The following is a 17,599-nucleotide window of genomic DNA, read 5'->3' as shown; positions in this document are numbered from 1 at the left end:
ATGGTTGCTTTGAACAATGTCAGGAACAAACTTTTGGCAAGGGCATTCTCTGTGGTTAAAAGAGGGACACCATACGTGGTTTTACAAAAATTCGCTGCTTGAAAAAGGTTGAAATAAGTTTGGATTTGATCTTGGAATACGGCTATGAGTAGTTGCGTGGTTAGAATTCAACTTTGCAAGTACACACCAAACTGAAAATCCTCACGGATTTTCAGAAGCCTGGCCTGAGCTTTCCGAAGGATATGTGAGAATAAGCTATTACTTATGGTCATCTTTGTTGTAACCGGTTATTTTTCCACATTTCGTTTTCAATTGCATTCAATAATGAACCCAATTTATGTTCGGTATTTACAAAAATTATGATTCCATTTTTGTAGTTTACATCTATTGCAATGATGGTTTGCACTCCAGTGTCACTTCCTTCGTGCACATAATATAAGTTGTTGTTCATTGCTGTCATAAACCAAGTATAATATCCGTTCTGCGCTATTTGTGGTGTTGGTGTTATTTCATAGGTTGTTTGCCCTTTAAGTATAAATTCCGATTTTTCGGAAGTTAGATAGCCTGTCATTAGTTTTGAAAAATCTGATATAGAAGTCCGAAGTTGACCTGCTGGATAATCTGGATAACCATTGTATCCTTTGAATTTAAGTCCGGTAGAATCTTTGTTAGTGTAAGTTTTGGCTATATTTTTGATATCTAAATTTTTTAAAAACCAACTTGTATTTTCCATAGCCATTGGTTTGAAAATATTCTGTTGGCAAAAATCCTCAAAAGTTGAATTTGAGACATTCTCAACAATAAGTCCCAATAATGCAAATCCAGTATTTGAATAAGCAAAAGATTTATAGCTCTCTTTATTTTCAAAGTGTTCTTTTTTGTAAAGTCTTCCGTTTATAGCCAGATAGTCTTCCAAAAAATCAGACAGCTCGGTTTTTGGGTCACCTTTTGGTACGCTCCATAAAGGACCATAAATTTGGTAATCGTCTCTTATTCCAGAACGATGGTTTAATAATTCTCCAACTGTTATTTGGTTGTTTGGAAAATGTGGGTTTTTAACCTCGAAAGGCAAATACTGGTTTATATCTGCTGTCAAATCTATTTTGTTTAGCTCCACCAATTTAAATACAGCTAAATTGGTTACTATTTTGGAAACCGAAGCAATTTGAAAGGATGTATTGACTGTTACGTTGTCTTTTTTCTCCAAATCGCTAAACCCGTTAGCACTTAAATGGACAACTTTTCCATTCTCAATTACAGCTACTGCAATTGCAGGAATTTTATCCGATTTCAATTCCTTTTCAATCAACGAATTGATTTTAGACAAGGTCTGTCCAAAACAAATTGCCGATAAAAAAAGAAACAATATTGAAATTTTTAATTTCATCTGTAGTACAGTACTTGTTTTAATTGGTAACAACTTGTTTATATAAATGTTAAATACATCGCTATACTCCCAAAATGGTTGTATAAGCGTAACCCTCATACAGTGTTATATCATCATAGGGTTGTCTAAATGTAGGAATTTTCAAAAGATTTTAAGGCAAGGCCATTGGCCCGCTTTTTTATATTTTTAAGCTTCTAAATCCCTGCGCATGAAATTTGGCCAAGTAGACCACCCGGAACTTATTGATTTTACCATCCCCCCAGACCACCCGGACACCGCCGTGGTACTGTCCCAATACAAGGGTGGGGGAGTGCCCAACGTGTATGTGGGCTGCGCCAAATGGAACCGGCAGGACCTCAAGAACTTTTACCCCCGTGGAACCAAGGACGAGCTGGAATACTACGCCACCCAATTCAACAGTATTGAGTTGAACGCCACCTTTTACCGAATTTTTCCGGCAGAGCAATACCAAAAGTGGTATGACAAGACCCCGGAGGGTTTCAAGTTTTTTCCCAAAATGACCAATGCGGTGAGCCATTTGCGACGTCTCAACGACCAAGTTTATGGAATTGTGGACGAGTACTTGCAGGTAACCTCGCTCTTGAAGGAGAAATTGGGCACCATTTTTTTGCAGATGCACAACAACTTCAACCCCAAGAACTGGGACAGGGTAGTGCGCTTTGTAGAATACTGGCCCAAGGAATTTCCCTTGGCACTCGAGTTCCGCCATACGGATTGGTTCACCGATGAAACGGTTTCGCAAGAGCTTTACCATCTGTTGCAAGAGAACAATATGGCCAATGTTTTGGTGGACACGGCGGGCCGGCGGGACCTGATGCACATGCGGCTTACCAACAACGAGGCCTTTGTGCGCTACGTGGGCGCCAACCACGAAACAGATTATCCCCGACTGGACGATTGGGTGACCCGATTGACCGCTTGGAAGGAACTCGGATTGGAGAACATCCACTTTTTTGTGCACCAGAACCTAGAGCTGGCCTCGCCCTTGCTTTCGGCCTATTTTATTGAAAAGTTGAATCCTGCCCTAAATTGTGGGATGGCCATCCCCAAGACCACCATCAGTCCGCAGGAGCGTTTGTTCTAGGCAATTTCAATTGTGGAATCTTTGACGGGCAAAATTGCAGAGTCCGTATTCCCTGATAATGAAATGTTTCAAATCCGTAATTCCATCGTAAAGGAGTGCTAAAATGAAGTGTTCTGGCCGTGATTTGGACTAATTTTGTATCACAGATATAACGCTAAATGTTACAATAATGCGATTTCACACTAGAAAATGGGTAAAACCAGAAGACCTGAACGCCAACGGAACCTTGTTTGGTGGTAGGGTGCTGGCCTGGGTGGATGAAGAAGCCGCGCTGTACAGCATCATACAACTGGAAAACAAAAAAGTGGTCACCAAATACATGTCAGAAATCAATTTTATGAGCACCGCCGAAGAGGGCGATATCATTGAGATTGGAATCGATGTGATCAAATTTGGGGTGACCTCCATTTCGTTGAACTGCGAGGTGCGGAACAAGATGACGCATGAGAGTATTGTTACCGTGGACAACATCATCATGGTAAACCTAGACGAAAACGGCAACCCGAAACCTCATGGCAAGACCAAGATAGAATACGTTAAGGACCGCTTGGCCCAAAAAGAAAAGGAAGAGAAGGCCTAGACCTTAATCCATAGTGGCTGCTACGGCTTGTACCTCGTCCAAGACGCGTAGAAGGTTACCGCCCCATAGTTTGGCGATTTCTTCTTCGGTATAACCGCGTTTTACCAATTCCAAGGTTACATTGAAGGTCTCCGAAGCATCGGACCAGCCCTCGATACCACCACCGCCATCAAAATCGGAGCTGATGCCCACGTGGTCAATCCCAATGAGTTTCACCATATAGTCGATATGGTCCACAAAATCAGACACATTTACCGCTGGAGGTACATTGGGGTCGTTTGCCGCCATTTCCTCACCCAATTTGGTCACTTTGGGATAGTTTTCCATGAATTCCTCCTGTTGATCCTTGTTGAGAGAGCCAAATTCGGAGCGCTCGTACCAGTTCAATCCTAGGGAATCAGCCGCTTTTTGGTTGACGCTTTTCATATACGCCGCACGGGCATCGTTCTTTTCCGTACTCAAATACGAAGTGAAGGCCACCGTTTGGGCCACTCCTCCATTTTCCTTCAACAAAAGGAGCAGTTCATCGTCCAGATTACGGCTATGGTTGCAAAGTGCCCTAGCAGAGGAATGCGAAGCGATCACCGGTGCTTTGGACAGTTCTATCATCTGTTTTATGGCCTCTTTGGAAGGGTGAGAAATATCAATCATAATCCCAACTCGGTTCATTTCGGCAACGGCCTGTTTTCCCAACTCACTGAGTCCGTTGTGCAACCACACATCGTCCGCTTCGCCGGTGTTGGAATCACTGAACTGGCTGTGTCCGTTATGGGCCAAGGAAATGTACCGTGCCCCACGTTTTTGGTAGTCCGCTATCTGGGATAGGTCCTCGCCAAGGGGATAGGCATTTTCCACTCCGATCATGGCCGCTTTTTTGCCCGCTGCTGAAATCCTTCGCACATCGTCCGAAGTCAAGGCCAATTCTATCCGGTCCGGGGCATAATCTTCACATAATCTATGGATGGCCTCAAACTTGGAAATGGCATTCTCCTTAGCCTTGGCATAGCCATCGGCATTCAAGGAATCCTGTCCTGTGTAGACAATGAACCAGGCCACATCCAGACCACCTTCTTCCATCTTGGGCAGGTTCACCTGATTTTCAAGTCTTTGGGTATAGTTGATACTGTCCGTAAAGTTTCTCACATTGATGTCGATATGGGTATCCACAGTGATCACGGTATCATGGATTCTTCGGGCTTTTTCTTCCAAGGTTTCAGTTTTATTGGATTGTTTTTCAGCGCATGAAAAAAAGAGGCTTACAGCGCACAAAAGGGAAGCGTATTTCATAGTTGGTGGTTTACACCTACAAATAAAGCAATTTGACAACAAAATCCATGGGCTACATAACAATTAATTGTAATCCCTTGATCCAATGCGGATTTTTAGAGGGTAAATAAATAATTGAACAAACTTTGGGAACTCGGGAATTACTTACCTATCTGGAAAAATTGGAAATTGGGCTCAGCAGCTTTTCGTATGAGGAATTGGGCGTTGTGGAAGCCGGTGAGCTGAAAAAGTCTTTTGAAGTCTTTAAGTACGGACTCGAAAACAAGGTTTTTGGGGTTCCTGAAATGAAGCAATTGGAAAGCATTTACCAAAGTGTGGGCATCCAAGGTTCCGACAGACCCCTAAGAGATACGAATGATGTACCCACCGAACTAAAAGAGTTTCTATCGTTGATCGATGCCATGGAGAATACCCGCTTGTCCCGCGAACAACAGAAAATTGCAAAAGCCATGAAACAGGTGGCAGAGCGATTGGGCAAAGGCTTGCCCATATCCAAAAGCCTTCAATTTATTGAGAAAGAGCTAGAACCTGGCCATTTGGCCCATAAAATCAATTTACAGCCCATTTTAGACGATTGCATGGGCCAGATGGAACTTATGGAGGAGTTGGTACGGCTCTTCAAACAAAACCTCATGGAATTTATTGGCAGCGTAAAGGTGCACTTGGAAAACGAAAGTTATAAACAAGTAGATCTAGCCTGCCAGAAAGTCCGCCCCAGTCTGGAAATGATGAAAGCCAACAGTTTGTTGGAAATCGTGAAGGAAATCCTCATGCTCTGTAGAACAGACAATGATTCTAAACACCACGCTTTTTTGTACGACCAGTTTCTAATGGAATATCCCAAAGTACAGGAGCAGGTAGATCTTGAAATGGAAATCCTCCGAACCATGTAAAGTTCATATCATGGAAAACCAGACCCTTCCCGATTATCTACAAAGTATTTTTCATCCGTTGCTTAAACACACTAGTGACTTGGAGTGCCAACTCATGTTGCTGGATGAAATAAAAGAGGTAGGGGACAAAAAGGAAATTCCCTTGCTCAAGGAACTGGAAAGCCATGACCATCCCAAGATCAGCAACAAAGCCTTTGAGATAAGATCCCTACTTGAAACCAAGTTGGGGGTAGACGGCGAAAGGGAACGGAGAAGGCTCCCCATGAGCCTATGTTTCATCTATGATGAATTCGATATTCGTCCCAGCAAGATAGACCCGGACCTCGAGTTTGGGGTATCCTTGGACATCCTTGATTCGGAATAACTTGGGGCACTTTTTTGTTTATCCTTTAGATAGTCCATTTCACAACTGCAATCCAGAATTTCACCACAAATTATTGGTACACAATAATCTTTCCCATAGATTCACGTTAGTAACAAAGACCCAAACATTAAACCCTCGAATCACAATGTTATACGATACCTACGGAGAAGAATATTTGGCGTTCTTGCAGGAGCTCAACGAAATTTTGAGCATCAACGAACTTGCCGAGCTTGATTATTTATAGTTTAACCAAACGTTGTACCATGAAAAATCTTAACCACGAAAACACGGCATATCTTAATTTTATTCAGGATTTGAACAATATGCTCGTCGATTTTGATATCAATCAGCTGAGCTTTCCATAGTAGTTTAAGTGGATATCATAGAAAAGGGGATGTTAAAAACATCCCCTTTTCTATTTGTAGTGATTTAAGATGTTATCCTAAATACGATTTCAATATTTTACTTTTTGAAGTGTGCCTAAGTTTTCTAATGGCCTTTTCCCTTATTTGCCTCACACGCTCACGGGTAAGGTCAAATGTACTTCCTATCTCCTCAAGGGTCATGGAAGGTTGGTTGCCGATGCCGTAGTACAATCTAACCACATCAGCTTCCCGCGGCGAAAGGGTGTCCAGTGCCCGGTTGATTTCCGTGTTCAAGGATTGATGCATTAACCCTCTATCCGGTTTTGGCGAATCCCCAGCGTTGAGCACATCATAAAGGTTGGATGTTTCGCCCTCTTTTAAAGGTGCATCCATGGATACGTGTCTTCCTGTGTTTCGGAGGGATTGTTTTACCTCGGAAACGGTCATATCCAATTCTTTGGCAATTTCTTCGGCAGAAGGTGGTCGTTCATGGGCCTGCTCCAGATAAGAAAAGGTTTTTTTGATTTTATTGATGGAACCAATCTTGTTCAAGGGAAGTCGGACCACTCTTGATTGTTCAGCAAGGGCTTGCAAAATGGACTGTCTGATCCACCATACGGCATAAGAGATAAATTTGAATCCACGGGTCTCATCAAAACGTTTGGCGGCTTTTACCAGACCAACATTGCCTTCATTGATCAAATCGGGTAGTTTTAACCCTTGGTTTTGGTATTGCTTGGCAACCGAGACCACAAACCTAAGATTGGCATTGGTCAATTTTTCAAGGGCAACCTGATCGCCGGCCTTAATGCGCTGAGCCAACTCAACCTCTTCTTGGGCAGTGATCAAATCAATCTTACTGATGTCCTGAAGATATTTATCCAATGATTTAGACTCCCGGTTGGTTACCTGCTTGATGATTTTTAATTGCCTCATGCTCAAAAAATGGTTTTCAAAGTGTTATAAGCTTACATAATACATTATAATGGGCTATTTTCCAAACGCTAAATGTTATTGTTATCCAAATGTTATGAGTATTAGCCGCTAAAACTACAGATCTAGGGCATTGTTGATAGTATCTTAATAGAATTGCGACAGTAACTTTCCACCTAACTATAAAAAACTGCTAATTTTGCAAGGTTTGTTGATCAAGAACCAAAAATCATTTTCCATTGGAGGTAGATAAAGCAGTAAGAAAGAAAACACTTTACAATTACCAGCAAGAAGACCTGAGAAAAATCTTCAAGCATTTGGATGATTTGCCCTCTGGTACAAACATTCTTTATCAGCTTCCTACCGGGGGTGGAAAAACGGTGGTTTTTTCCGAAATCACCCGAAAATACATTCAAAATACAGGTAAAAAGGTCATTGTACTGACCCACCGTATCGAGCTGAGTAAACAAACCTCACAAATGCTCCACGGTTTTGGGGTTGCCAATAAAGTCATCAGTAGTGAGGTCAAGGAACTGCATGACCAAGATGAGTACATGTGCTTTGTGGCCATGGTGGAAACCCTGAACAATAGGCTCCAGGAAGAGAAGGTCACCATCAACAATATTGGTCTTGTAATTATAGATGAGGCCCACTACAACTCGTTCCGAAAACTCTTCAGGTACTTTGACAAGGCCACCATTTTAGGCGTAACCGCAACACCTTTGAGTTCCAACATAAAACTTCCCATGAAAGATCATTACAAGCATTTGATCATTGGGGAGTCCATAAAATCGTTGATCGAGAAAAATTTCTTGGCCAAGGCCAATCTATACAACTATGATGTAAGCCTAAAAACCTTGAAACTGGGTATCCACGGAGATTACACGGTAAAATCTTCTGATGAGTTCTATGGCAACCACAGTATGTTGGGTAAGTTACTGACCGCCTATGAAGAAGTGGCCAAGGGCACCAAGACCTTGATATTCAACAATGGGATCAATACCTCCCTGTATGTGTATGAGACCTTTAAAAAGGCCGGATATAACATTCGCCATCTGGACAATAAGAATACGGCTACGGAACGAAAGGAGATTTTGGATTGGTTTGCGGAAACCCCAGATGCCATCCTCACCTCGGTGAGTATCTTAACCACAGGATTTGATGAGCCTACTGTGCAGTCCATTATTCTGAACAGGGCGACCCGCTCCCTAACTTTATATTTTCAGATGATAGGAAGAGGGTCCAGGGTATTGCCACACAAAGATGAGTTCAATGTTATTGATTTAGGGAACAATATTGCCCGTTTTGGGCCATGGGACACTCCTGTGGATTGGCAGGAAATTTTTCACTTTCCTGATTTTTATCTGGAGAACATTAAAAATGATGAAGATATTGAGCGTGAGTTTGTCTACGAAATGCCCGATGAGCTACGGGCTAAATTCAGCAAGTCTGAAAACATCACATTCGATATCAAAGAGGAATACAAAAAGGTCTTTGCCCAGGGGAAAAAATCCAAAGAGGTTCTGGAGCGGAGTATTGAACAGCATGCCCAAATCTGTGTAGAGAACAGTGAAGATGTGTTTGATGCCCGTATCTTGGCCAAAGAACTCAAGGAAGAAATTGCATACCGTGTGCGACAGTATTCCTATTGTATCATGAACAACACCAAAAACTACAAAGAGTGGTTGGAGGAAGATTATGAACGTAAACTGCGTTCCAGCATTTCCAAAAAATTTGCTGCGTTGATGTAATCATGAAAAAGGCGCTGTTCATAGGTCATGTATGGCCAGAGCCCAGTACCACCGCAGCCGGTCACCGAATGCTGCAGTTGCTGGAAGTCTTTCAAAAGTTTGGTTATCACATCACCTTTGCTTCAACCGCACAGAAAACGGAGTACAGCCTTGATTTGGAAAACATGGGCATTACTTCTGTCGATATTTTGCTCAACCATTCGAGTTTTGATGTCTTTGCAGCAGAACTGTCCCCTGATGTGGTAATCTTTGATCGATTTATGGTTGAAGAGCAATTTGGATGGCGCGTGGCTGAATTTGTCCCCAGAGCTATCCGAATACTAAATACCGAAGACCTACACGGACTGCGAAAGGCTAGGGAAGAGGCTTACCTAAAACAGGAAACATTTTATTTGGATCTTTGGAAAACCCACCCCGTTACCCTGAGGGAGGTGGCCAGTATCTACCGCTCCGATATTTCGTTGATGATTTCCAGCTATGAACTATCAATTTTACGAGAAAAGCTGGGTATTCCAAATGAGTTGCTGCTTCACCTTCCTTTTATGGTGGAAAACATATCCAAAGAAGAGATTCTCAAATGGCCGAAATTTAAAGACCGTAGGGACTTCGTTGTTGTGGGCAATGGCAGACATGCCCCCAATATAGATTCCATAAAAATCTTAAAGGCCAAAATATGGCCCCTTATCCGAAAAGAATTGCCCGATGCGCAAATCCACGTTTATGGAGCCTATCTGCCTCAACAAATCATGGAAATGCACCGTCCCGATCAGGGATTTCTCGTAAAAGGTTGGGCTGAAGATATGGGCACTATTTTGAAAAATACCCGTGTTGTATTGGCTCCACTTCAGTTTGGTGCGGGAATCAAAGGCAAATTATTGGATGCCATGCAATTTGGAACACCAAGTGTCACCACACCTATTGGGGCAGAAGGGATGCATGGTAATTTGCCTTGGAACGGAACCATTTGCCGAGATTGGGAATCCTTTGCCCAAGCAGCGATTTCGCTCTATCAGAACCCGGTCCAATGGAAAGAGGCACGAGCCGATGGAGTGGTATTGGTCAATACGCTGTTTAACAAGGATTCCTTGCAAAGCCGATTGCTGCAAGCCATGGATGGTGTCCATCAAAACCTTGAAGAACATCGCAATAAAAACTTTATAGGTCGATTGTTGCAGCACCATACTTTAACCAGCAGCAAATATTTGGCCAAATGGATTGAGGCGAAGAACACATGACATTATTCTGTCTTACTCAATGGAGCTGGATCGGCAATTTTTGACGAAAACTGATATGATGTAATAACAAAATAACTGCACCAGAATACAATACCTATCCACTTTGCAGCATCTTCAGCAAAATTTTGCCAATCACCAATCCAACTTATCAAGAATTGTTTTATGATCTTATCCATCAGAACCGATAGAGATAGAAATGCCATTGCAAGGATAAATACGAAAACATCTGTTTGGAATAAGATTACCTTTCTAAAAGTTATCAGATAGGTTAGTACTGCAGCTCCCAAGAGAATAATAGTTACATTTTCATTTAACCCAATAGTACCGCCCAAAACCTCATGAAATAAAAACAAATCATCAAACAGCAAATACCCTGATAATAAGGCGGAAAAAATCAAGAATAGAAATTTTTCTTTCGAGAGTGCATGGCGTTGGATTAATGCCGCAAAACTGCAACTCGTCCCTGCCACACACCATAGTAGTATTCCTAGATTGGAAAGAAACCCTGAAATTGGATGTATACCTCCCAAGGAAACTGTGTCTTTTGTAAAGGTAGAAATCGGTATTTGATAATTAACACTAATTGCAACTGCTGCCCCAAGAATCAATAAGGCTGGAAAAATAATCAGTAACAGTAATTTGATTGATGTAATCTTAAATGCAAATTTTTTAATTGAAATACTTCTACTCATTTTAACATTGACTTGGAATGTATAACGATATTTTGTGAAATTTCTTGCAAATTCAGTTGCGTAAAAGCAAAAATATTGAAAATAATCTTATATGTCCTTCCGCAAAAAAAGCAGCCTAGTTAGTGCCTTATTTATCCAACTTTCTATGAAAATCAATTTTCCGATTTTTCCTCTAGGTTGATGTATATTTTTTTCATCACGGTCGTTTTGCCTTCGTCCTCAGCAACTGAAGAGGTGGTGAACATCATCACACCGCTGGATGAACCTGCGAGCCCTCCTCTTAGAACATTTTCAAACTCTTCCGGGGAAATTGTTCCTGGGCTGTTGTGCGCTTGAACAATAGGCCATACTTTGGGATATTCACCCTTCTTAATGTCCAATTGGTTGCTAAACCAAAGGATATTTTCTTTCACCCAATCGGAATCTCTTTCCATTCTGCCATGATAGACCATGGGGGAAAAGACATCTATGGTTTCACGCAATAGTTCATAATCCAGTCCTAAAATGCGGCGTCTTGCGCCATCGAATTCCTCGTCATTCCATGGACAATGGTAAAGCCCAAGAAGAGCATTAGGCCTAACCTCTTTGATGATTTTTTTCATTTCATAGGTCCAATCATAGATTACCTTACAACGCCAATCCCGCCAAGATTTATCATGTTTTTCCAGAATCCACTCCGCTTTTTCAGCAGTGGTTCCTTCTGGAATTTCAATTTTGGCATCCTTTGAAAATCTGTCAAGGCAATGGCCACAAAAGCAAGTCTCGGGCAATATGGGTTCCGGGTCTTCAAACTGGGCATGCCAGTGTACATAATCCATCCAAACCCCATCCAAATCAAACTCCAGAAGTAAATCCCGAAGTTGGTCAAACCGAAACTTCCGGAAGCTTGGTTCAGTAGGACACACCCCCATAAACCAAGTGGCAGCCTCTATTTTTTCGCCTTTCTCATTGATGGCCCAAGCTTCAGGGTTCTCTTCCACATAGCCTTTTCCATTTAAAGTTGCAAACTCGGCATATATCTTCATGCCTTCGGATTTTGCCCTTTTCATCATATCAGCGTTGATGGACCCACTGTGGACAAATATCGCATTAACCCCAAGTTCCTTAAGGTCATACCCTTTGTCCCATAAAGGTTTGGGGTTCCCATAAACACCTCTTATCTCAACGGTTTCTACCGCTTTTTGTGCGCAAGATGCAACCATACCTAGCCACATGCAGAGCAAAAAAATAGGGGCAAAGCGTTTCGTTATTTTCATTTTATCTTAATTATTTATCCTTTGACAGCTATTACGAGCTATTTTCCATTGTATCCAGGTCCACGTACCACACGCCCTGGGAAAGAGCCCGTATGTTCCCCATCCTTGAGCACTTGGGTTCCGTTCACAAAAACATGCACCATTCCCGTTGCATACTGATGGGGTTTTTCAAAAGTTGCCTGATCTTGAATTTTTTCTGGATCAAACAAAACCACATCGGCATAATGGCCGCTAGTCAATACACCACGATTTTTAATTTTTAGATTGTTTGCAGGAAGGGAAGTAAGCTTATAAATAGCCTCTTCCAACGGGATTACTTTTTCATCCCGAACATATTTGCCCAACAAGCGTGAGAAATTGCCATAAGCCCTAGGATGGGTACTCGATTCAAGAAAAACACCCTCCGCGGCCATGGACTGCCCATCGGAACCAAAACTCATCCACGGCAACGCTATTTGTTTTTTCACATTCTCTTCCGACATCAAAAAATAAATGGTTCCCACCCGGCTTCCATCCTGTACCACCAAATCCATTGCAGTTTCTTCTGGTGTGGTCCCTCGCATTTCAGCAATTTCCTTGAGGGTCTTCCCTGTTAGATATTTGAGTGAATCATTTTTAAACCCTACAAGCAATATTTTTTCCGGATCTCCAGCGGCCTGCATAAGACTCTCCCATTCATCGGTAGGGGTCACCATTTCTTCCAATACCTTTTTTCTTATAGTGGGGTCTTGCAAACGTTCTGCCCATTTATCGTATCCCCCTTCTTGGACCCAAGGAGGCATGGAGGCATCCAAGCCTGTGGCTCCTGCAACATAATTGTACATATCTGCGGTAATGTTCAATCCTTTTGCCCTCGCCGAATCTACTTTGGCAACTACTGCGTCAAACTTAACCCAATTGTCTTTGCCACTTTGTTTTAAATGATAGATTTCGGCACGGATACCAGCTTCATGGGCTATTTGGATCAATTCATCCAAACTTTCCAACAGCCTGCTTCCTTCACTTCTCATATGGCTGATGTACATCCCGTCGTAGGCTGCCGCAACTTTACAAAGCTCTATCAGTTCTTCCGTGCTCGAATAAAATGCTGGGGCATAAATCAAGGAAGAGCCTACGCCCAAAGCACCTTCTTCCATAGCTTGTTTTACCAAAATTTTCATGGAATCCAATTCTTGGGTGGTGGGTTCCCTATCCTCATAACCTACGGTATGGACCCGTAGGGTAGTAGCGCCTACAAAAGAGGCTACATTGGGGGAAACTCCTTTATGGGTAAGGAATTCAAGGTACTCATTCAATGTGGTCCAGCTAACATTATATTTTATATCGCCTTGACTCTCTTGCTCCTGTCTTTTCATTTTTTCACTCAAGGGCCCCATGGACACCCCTTCCCCAAATACTTCCAGGGTAACCCCTTGCTTGATGTCTCCCATGGACCGACCGTCCTCAATCAAAGATTCCACTGCCCAACTCAACATATTGATGAACCCAGGGGCCACCACCAAATCGGATGCGTCAATCTCCGTATTCCCAGTAGCATTCTTTAGATTGCCAATTGCGGCAATCGTATCGGCATTGATGCCCAAATCACCAAAATAGGAAGGGTTCCCAGAACCGTCCACAATGCGGCCATTTTTTATGAGCACATCAAAATTTTGTGGTTTGGAACAGCTAAAAAATAGGAAGATAGCAAGGACATGGATTGCTATTGGGTTGAATTTCATAATTAGGTTATTTAGTGATGGTAACCAATTTAGTGAATTTTATGTTCATGCCATCTGCATAGTGCATAGCGTAAAAAAAGAAAAACCAATCCTTTGTATGGATGACTTATGCTAGAAAAGTCTTGATAGTTCACTGTCCCATAAATTTTAAAAATACCGTACTTTGTGCTTCAAATACCATATTTATGAAATCACCTAACTGGCAAACTGTCCAAGAATTTGAAGATATCACCTATAAAAAAAGTGATGGGGTCGCCCGAATTGCCTTTAACAGACCCAATGTACGCAATGCGTTTCGCCCAAAAACAACCAGTGAGCTCTACCAAGCTTTTTATGATGCCCAAGAGGACACATCCATAGGGGTAGTGCTACTTTCGGCAGAAGGACCTTCCACCAAAGATGGTAAATGGGCGTTTTGTAGTGGCGGAGACCAAAAGGCCAGGGGGCATCAAGGATATGTGGGTGAAGATGGCTATCACCGTTTGAACATTTTGGAGGTACAGCGCCTCATCCGCTTTATGCCCAAGGTTGTCATTGCTGTAGTGCCAGGCTGGGCCGTTGGAGGTGGACATAGTCTACATGTGGTATGTGATATGACTCTTGCCAGTAAGGAACACGCCATTTTTAAACAAACAGACGCTGATGTGACCAGTTTTGATGGTGGTTATGGATCGGCTTATTTGGCTAAAATGGTTGGACAAAAGAAAGCTAGGGAAATTTTCTTCTTGGGTCGAAACTATTCGGCACAAGAAGCCTATGAAATGGGTATGGTAAACGCCGTTGTACCCCATGAAGAACTTGAAGCTACTGCTTATGAATGGGCTCAGGAAGTTTTGGCCAAGTCGCCCACTTCAATCAAGATGCTCAAGTTTGCCATGAACCTTACCGACGATGGCATGGTTGGTCAGCAGGTATTTGCCGGTGAAGCCACCCGATTGGCCTATATGACCGAGGAAGCCAAAGAAGGTAGAAATGCGTTTTTGGAAAAACGCAAACCTAACTTTGGAAAGAATAACTGGATTCCTTGATCGATTGCTTCCCTAAAACAAACACTATTAGCATACCCCAATAAACAACAGACAATATGTAGTGTTCCACGGGATGGCCAACAAATAGCTGTAAAAAATAATCCAAAAAGAAAAAGATTATAAAGAATCCACCACTGCTAAACAAAAGGTGGGTTACCGCACCAAGGTTTCTATACTCATGGGTATCTGTTGAAACCAAAAGACCGGCTTCAGAGCTTTCAGAGTTTGTATTCTTAATGGTGATTTTTTGATTCCAATCAAACAACTTCTTTATCCACATGGACAGGGAATACCATCCTCCTTTGGCATAAACCTGCATGGGAACGGATTCTTTAGTGACAAAAGCAATCAAAATAATGACAATGTCATCAAAGAAATGCCCAAAACGTTGCATGGTCACCGTGAACAGCACCAAGTGAAAAAACACAATCAGATAGACCGCTGTATTCCTAAATCGTTTGGTGAACAAGAATATCCCAATCACCACTTCCAAAAACATGGAAAACCATGACAGTGCTTGGGCAAAGACCAGATTTTCTGTTTTATTGAAAATTAGCAAATACGGCTTGTTTTCCATAAGAATGCCCATCCAGTTGTGCATATAAAGTCCATTCCACCAGTCAACATGAAAAAGCTTGTTGACAGCTGCACCTATATAAACAATTCCCAATTGAATGAAAATAAGACGGGGAATGTCTCCCTTTTTATAGATGGATGACATTAAAAAGACACAGGCGCAAATAAAAATGTGGTTCCTGAAAATGCTTTTGGATGCCAATAAAATCAGTATAATGGCAATTCCTAAAATAAAACACATCAATCGTGGTTTGTAATTAATGAGCAAAAATCCCGCAGGTATGGCAAAGGCAACCCGCATTGCGGTTTTATACGTACCCGGGAAGTCTTGGAACATGTCCAAAAATGACAAATGCGGAATATAGGGGTCGCCGATTTTCCAAATAAACCCATTTAGAATTAGAATAACCAAAAGCAGTTTGCACATGACCAAAATGTTCCAACGCCTTTCAGTAGTGTCACTGCGCCACGGATAAAATTTTGGAAGCCAAGGGTAGTTTTGTTCTATTGAGGATAGTACCATGTTTTTGAAGGATGTCCGTTAGTTGAATATGTTATGCTCACTTTGGCATTGTCAGTTTTACCATATGTTTTTTCATACTGTTCCACGATGGAAAAAATGTTATCTATAGCCCTAGGTTCTATGGCATCTGGACTGTATCTATATCTTTTTTCGACCTCCTCCATGGATAACGAATCCCCATCTATAACAACATTTATTGTATAAACGGTCTGTTCATCAAAAGGGGCCCAACAGAAAAAACGTTCGGGAATAAACCTTGAATAAACAATAAGAACAACTTGGGAAGCTATGAACAACCAGGCTAAGACTAATCCAATTCTCATGTATATATATTATGAATCCTTGTATAAACCAAAAAGAGCCTTGCCACTTGGGTCAAGACTCTTTTACGAGAACACTATATGAAAATGAAAAAATTTACTTTCGAATCAATTACATGGTAAAACTACCATCTGTGTCCCTGTAAAAGAAATTATTGTTGTGAATATATCCTTTATTGTGGTTTATTTCAACTTCGGTATGATTTAATCGACATTCTGAACAGATTTCACGATGGCTGACAATACGCCATTCACGTCAAATTCCGGTTCCTCGGCCAAACCGGTACGCACAACGACCAAATCCTTGGACGGTATCACAAACACATATTGTCCTTGGTAGCCATTACAGGAGAATAGGTCTTTGGGCACATCTGGATACTTGCCTTCGGCATTGAGCCAAAAGTGTGCCCCATAGGTTCCGTTAGAGTGCAGGGTAGGGGTAGTGATATAGTCTACCCACTCTGGGGCAAAGATTTGTTCCCCATTCCATTTTCCCCTGTCCAGATACAACTGTCCAAAACGGGCCCAATCACGTGTGCTGGCCCAAGCATAGGAGGACCCCACATAATTCCCGGCAATATCGGCCTCCAAAACCATGGAATGCATGCCAATTTTATCAATTAAACTGGAGTAGGGGAAATCCAAATATTCCTGATGGCTTCTGAACTGTTGTCTGAGTATCCCGGAAAGTAGATTGGTGGTTCCTGAAGAATAGTTCCAAATCTCCGTAGGGGGTGCAATGGTTTTTTTTCTCTTTGTTTTTGTGTCATATCGCTATCCAAGAACAACATTTGGGTAACATCAGAAATTCCGCTATAATCCTCATTCCATTCCAACCCGCTTTGCATACGCAGCAAATGGTTTAAGGTAATGTTCTTTCGTTCATCGGCTTTCCATTCTGCAATTGGAGCAGGCCAATCCATTTCCAACTTGCCCTGATGTTCCAAAACCCCAAAACAGGTGGCTAAAACGCTTTTGGTCATGGACCACCCCAAAATAGGAGTATCCTTGGTAAAGCCCTCTATATATTTTTCGGTGAGCAAATGACCTTTGTAGAGCACCAAAAGGGTACGTGTTTTCTGTACATCTGGATTGCCAAAGGCCATGGCCACTGCTTTACTGAGTTGCCCCAAATCCACTTCCTCAAAAATGGAATCCAGAGGTTCTGCCTGTCCGTAAGGGTATGGAATGGTGTCCATAATTTTGTTCCGATGGGGGCGAATGGTCAATTTGTCAGGATCATAGCTATCATTAATCAGTACGGTTCCCAATCCATCACGATACACTGCAGTACGTTCCATCAACCCATAAACCGTAGAGGAAGCTGATTCTTCTGTTTCATCCACTTGGGTTTCGGCCAACTCTATTAAAGGCACATTGTTATCATACGTATTCATGGATGCGGCCGAACGCTCTGCCACAAAGACCCCAGAGGCCATATTTTTTGCCGCATAACCAGAAATGATATTCAATTTGGGGTAATTTAGGTATACCGCCACTCCGACTATAATAAGCAGGAGCAGCAAAACACGTTTAAGTAGTTTCATGGTGTTGGATGTATTTGTAACTTTCTGTTTCTAAAT

At 42.1% G+C, this 17,599-nt stretch carries 17 protein-coding genes; 7 read left to right on the top strand and 10 right to left on the bottom strand.

Annotation, left to right across the window (positions count from 1 at the left end; all coding sequences use genetic code 11):
- Positions 1 to 268: 268 nt before the first annotated feature.
- The gene (locus tag EZV76_RS16080) at positions 269 to 1,387 is read right to left on the bottom strand and encodes a serine hydrolase domain-containing protein (RefSeq protein ID WP_161594434.1); all 1,119 of its coding nucleotides are present in this window, start codon (positions 1,385 to 1,387) and stop codon (positions 269 to 271) included.
- Positions 1,388 to 1,595: 208 nt separating this feature from the next.
- Here EZV76_RS16080 and EZV76_RS16075 point away from each other — a divergent pair, with 208 nt between their 5' ends.
- A complete protein-coding gene (locus EZV76_RS16075) occupies positions 1,596 to 2,492 on the top strand; it encodes a DUF72 domain-containing protein (protein WP_136567573.1) in 897 nt (298 codons plus the stop codon).
- Positions 2,493 to 2,661: 169 nt separating this feature from the next.
- A complete protein-coding gene (locus tag EZV76_RS16070; RefSeq protein ID WP_136567572.1) occupies positions 2,662 to 3,072 on the top strand; it encodes an acyl-CoA thioesterase in 411 nt (136 codons plus the stop codon).
- A gap of 3 nt (positions 3,073 to 3,075) precedes the next feature.
- On the opposite strand, the gene EZV76_RS16065 is transcribed toward EZV76_RS16070, so the two are convergent.
- Complete coding sequence (locus EZV76_RS16065) at positions 3,076 to 4,359, bottom strand: dipeptidase (RefSeq protein ID WP_136567571.1); 1,284 nt, start codon at positions 4,357 to 4,359, stop codon at positions 3,076 to 3,078.
- A 125-nt stretch (positions 4,360 to 4,484) separates the two neighbouring features.
- On the opposite strand from EZV76_RS16065, the gene EZV76_RS16060 reads away from it, so the two are divergent.
- Both EZV76_RS16060 and EZV76_RS16055 read left to right on the top strand, forming a co-directional pair.
- Positions 4,485 to 5,252, top strand: a complete 768-nt coding sequence (locus EZV76_RS16060) for a hypothetical protein (protein WP_136567570.1) — start codon at positions 4,485 to 4,487, stop codon at positions 5,250 to 5,252.
- 10 nt (positions 5,253 to 5,262) lie between these two features.
- Positions 5,263 to 5,616, top strand: a complete 354-nt coding sequence (locus EZV76_RS16055; protein WP_136567569.1) for a hypothetical protein — start codon at positions 5,263 to 5,265, stop codon at positions 5,614 to 5,616.
- A gap of 437 nt (positions 5,617 to 6,053) precedes the next feature.
- Here the strand turns inward: EZV76_RS16055 and EZV76_RS16050 are convergent, their stop codons facing one another.
- Positions 6,054 to 6,917, bottom strand: a complete 864-nt coding sequence (locus EZV76_RS16050) for a sigma-70 family RNA polymerase sigma factor (protein ID WP_136567568.1) — start codon at positions 6,915 to 6,917, stop codon at positions 6,054 to 6,056.
- 236 nt (positions 6,918 to 7,153) lie between these two features.
- Between EZV76_RS16050 and EZV76_RS16045 the strand changes: the two genes are divergently transcribed.
- Entirely contained in the window at positions 7,154 to 8,665 is a 1,512-nt protein-coding gene (locus EZV76_RS16045) for a DEAD/DEAH box helicase (protein ID WP_136567567.1), read from the top strand.
- Positions 8,666 to 8,667: 2 nt separating this feature from the next.
- On the top strand, positions 8,668 to 9,900 hold the full coding sequence (locus tag EZV76_RS16040; RefSeq protein WP_136567566.1) for a glycosyltransferase: 1,233 nt from the start codon (positions 8,668 to 8,670) through the stop codon (positions 9,898 to 9,900).
- Between the two features lie 2 nt (positions 9,901 to 9,902).
- Here EZV76_RS16040 and EZV76_RS16035 read toward each other — a convergent pair whose 3' ends face one another.
- The 3 genes from EZV76_RS16035 to EZV76_RS16025 all read right to left on the bottom strand — a co-directional run bounded on the left by EZV76_RS16035 (position 9,903) and on the right by EZV76_RS16025 (position 13,569).
- On the bottom strand, positions 9,903 to 10,592 hold the full coding sequence (locus EZV76_RS16035) for a DUF8692 domain-containing protein (protein WP_136567565.1): 690 nt from the start codon (positions 10,590 to 10,592) through the stop codon (positions 9,903 to 9,905).
- Positions 10,593 to 10,744: 152 nt separating this feature from the next.
- Positions 10,745 to 11,848: a hypothetical protein gene (locus tag EZV76_RS16030; protein WP_136567564.1), complete on the bottom strand. Its 1,104-nt coding sequence runs from the start codon at positions 11,846 to 11,848 to the stop codon at positions 10,745 to 10,747.
- A 38-nt stretch (positions 11,849 to 11,886) separates the two neighbouring features.
- Complete coding sequence (locus EZV76_RS16025) at positions 11,887 to 13,569, bottom strand: N-acyl-D-amino-acid deacylase family protein (RefSeq protein WP_136567563.1); 1,683 nt, start codon at positions 13,567 to 13,569, stop codon at positions 11,887 to 11,889.
- A 185-nt stretch (positions 13,570 to 13,754) separates the two neighbouring features.
- Here EZV76_RS16025 and EZV76_RS16020 point away from each other — a divergent pair, with 185 nt between their 5' ends.
- Positions 13,755 to 14,597 (top strand): 1,4-dihydroxy-2-naphthoyl-CoA synthase, encoded by an 843-nt coding sequence (locus EZV76_RS16020; RefSeq protein ID WP_136567562.1) that lies wholly within the window; start codon positions 13,755 to 13,757, stop codon positions 14,595 to 14,597.
- On the opposite strand, the gene EZV76_RS16015 is transcribed toward EZV76_RS16020, so the two are convergent.
- From EZV76_RS16015 to EZV76_RS16005, 4 genes are all read right to left on the bottom strand, one after another.
- Positions 14,566 to 15,696 carry an HTTM domain-containing protein gene (locus EZV76_RS16015; RefSeq protein WP_136567561.1) on the bottom strand — a complete coding sequence of 377 codons (1,131 nt, stop codon included), beginning with the start codon at positions 15,694 to 15,696 and terminating at the stop codon, positions 14,566 to 14,568. The genes EZV76_RS16020 and EZV76_RS16015 overlap by 32 nt on opposite strands.
- The gene (locus EZV76_RS16010; protein ID WP_136567560.1) at positions 15,678 to 16,019 is read right to left on the bottom strand and encodes a hypothetical protein; all 342 of its coding nucleotides are present in this window, start codon (positions 16,017 to 16,019) and stop codon (positions 15,678 to 15,680) included. The genes EZV76_RS16015 and EZV76_RS16010 overlap by 19 nt, the downstream gene beginning before the upstream one ends.
- 201 nt (positions 16,020 to 16,220) lie before the next feature.
- A complete protein-coding gene (locus EZV76_RS17445) occupies positions 16,221 to 16,697 on the bottom strand; it encodes a serine hydrolase domain-containing protein (protein WP_313790969.1) in 477 nt (158 codons plus the stop codon).
- Positions 16,637 to 17,563, bottom strand: coding sequence for a serine hydrolase (locus tag EZV76_RS16005; protein ID WP_313790968.1), 927 nt, complete (start codon positions 17,561 to 17,563; stop codon positions 16,637 to 16,639). Before EZV76_RS16005 ends, EZV76_RS17445 begins: the two co-directional genes overlap by 61 nt.
- Between the last annotated feature and the right edge of the window lie 36 nt (positions 17,564 to 17,599).

It is taken from the genome of Flagellimonas alvinocaridis, from assembly GCF_004916895.1.
Taxonomy (GTDB): domain Bacteria; phylum Bacteroidota; class Bacteroidia; order Flavobacteriales; family Flavobacteriaceae; genus Flagellimonas; species Flagellimonas alvinocaridis.
This window is presented reverse-complemented; position numbering and strand designations above follow the sequence as displayed.

What these genes read in the sequence shown, in the direction of transcription:
- EZV76_RS16080 (WP_161594434.1), bottom strand. Translation starts at nt 1,387, where the DNA reads ATGAAATTAAAAATTTCAATATTGTTTCTTTTTTTATCGGCAATTTGT.
- EZV76_RS16075 (WP_136567573.1), top strand. Translation starts at nt 1,596, where the DNA reads ATGAAATTTGGCCAAGTAGACCACCCGGAACTTATTGATTTTACCATC.
- EZV76_RS16070 (WP_136567572.1), top strand. Translation starts at nt 2,662, where the DNA reads ATGCGATTTCACACTAGAAAATGGGTAAAACCAGAAGACCTGAACGCC.
- EZV76_RS16065 (WP_136567571.1), bottom strand. Translation starts at nt 4,359, where the DNA reads ATGAAATACGCTTCCCTTTTGTGCGCTGTAAGCCTCTTTTTTTCATGC.
- EZV76_RS16055 (WP_136567569.1), top strand. Translation starts at nt 5,263, where the DNA reads ATGGAAAACCAGACCCTTCCCGATTATCTACAAAGTATTTTTCATCCG.
- EZV76_RS16050 (WP_136567568.1), bottom strand. Translation starts at nt 6,917, where the DNA reads ATGAGGCAATTAAAAATCATCAAGCAGGTAACCAACCGGGAGTCTAAA.
- EZV76_RS16040 (WP_136567566.1), top strand. Translation starts at nt 8,668, where the DNA reads ATGAAAAAGGCGCTGTTCATAGGTCATGTATGGCCAGAGCCCAGTACC.
- EZV76_RS16035 (WP_136567565.1), bottom strand. Translation starts at nt 10,592, where the DNA reads ATGAGTAGAAGTATTTCAATTAAAAAATTTGCATTTAAGATTACATCA.
- EZV76_RS16030 (WP_136567564.1), bottom strand. Translation starts at nt 11,848, where the DNA reads ATGAAAATAACGAAACGCTTTGCCCCTATTTTTTTGCTCTGCATGTGG.
- EZV76_RS16025 (WP_136567563.1), bottom strand. Translation starts at nt 13,569, where the DNA reads ATGAAATTCAACCCAATAGCAATCCATGTCCTTGCTATCTTCCTATTT.
- EZV76_RS16020 (WP_136567562.1), top strand. Translation starts at nt 13,755, where the DNA reads ATGAAATCACCTAACTGGCAAACTGTCCAAGAATTTGAAGATATCACC.
- EZV76_RS16015 (WP_136567561.1), bottom strand. Translation starts at nt 15,696, where the DNA reads ATGGTACTATCCTCAATAGAACAAAACTACCCTTGGCTTCCAAAATTT.
- EZV76_RS16010 (WP_136567560.1), bottom strand. Translation starts at nt 16,019, where the DNA reads ATGAGAATTGGATTAGTCTTAGCCTGGTTGTTCATAGCTTCCCAAGTT.
- EZV76_RS16005 (WP_313790968.1), bottom strand. Translation starts at nt 17,563, where the DNA reads ATGAAACTACTTAAACGTGTTTTGCTGCTCCTGCTTATTATAGTCGGA.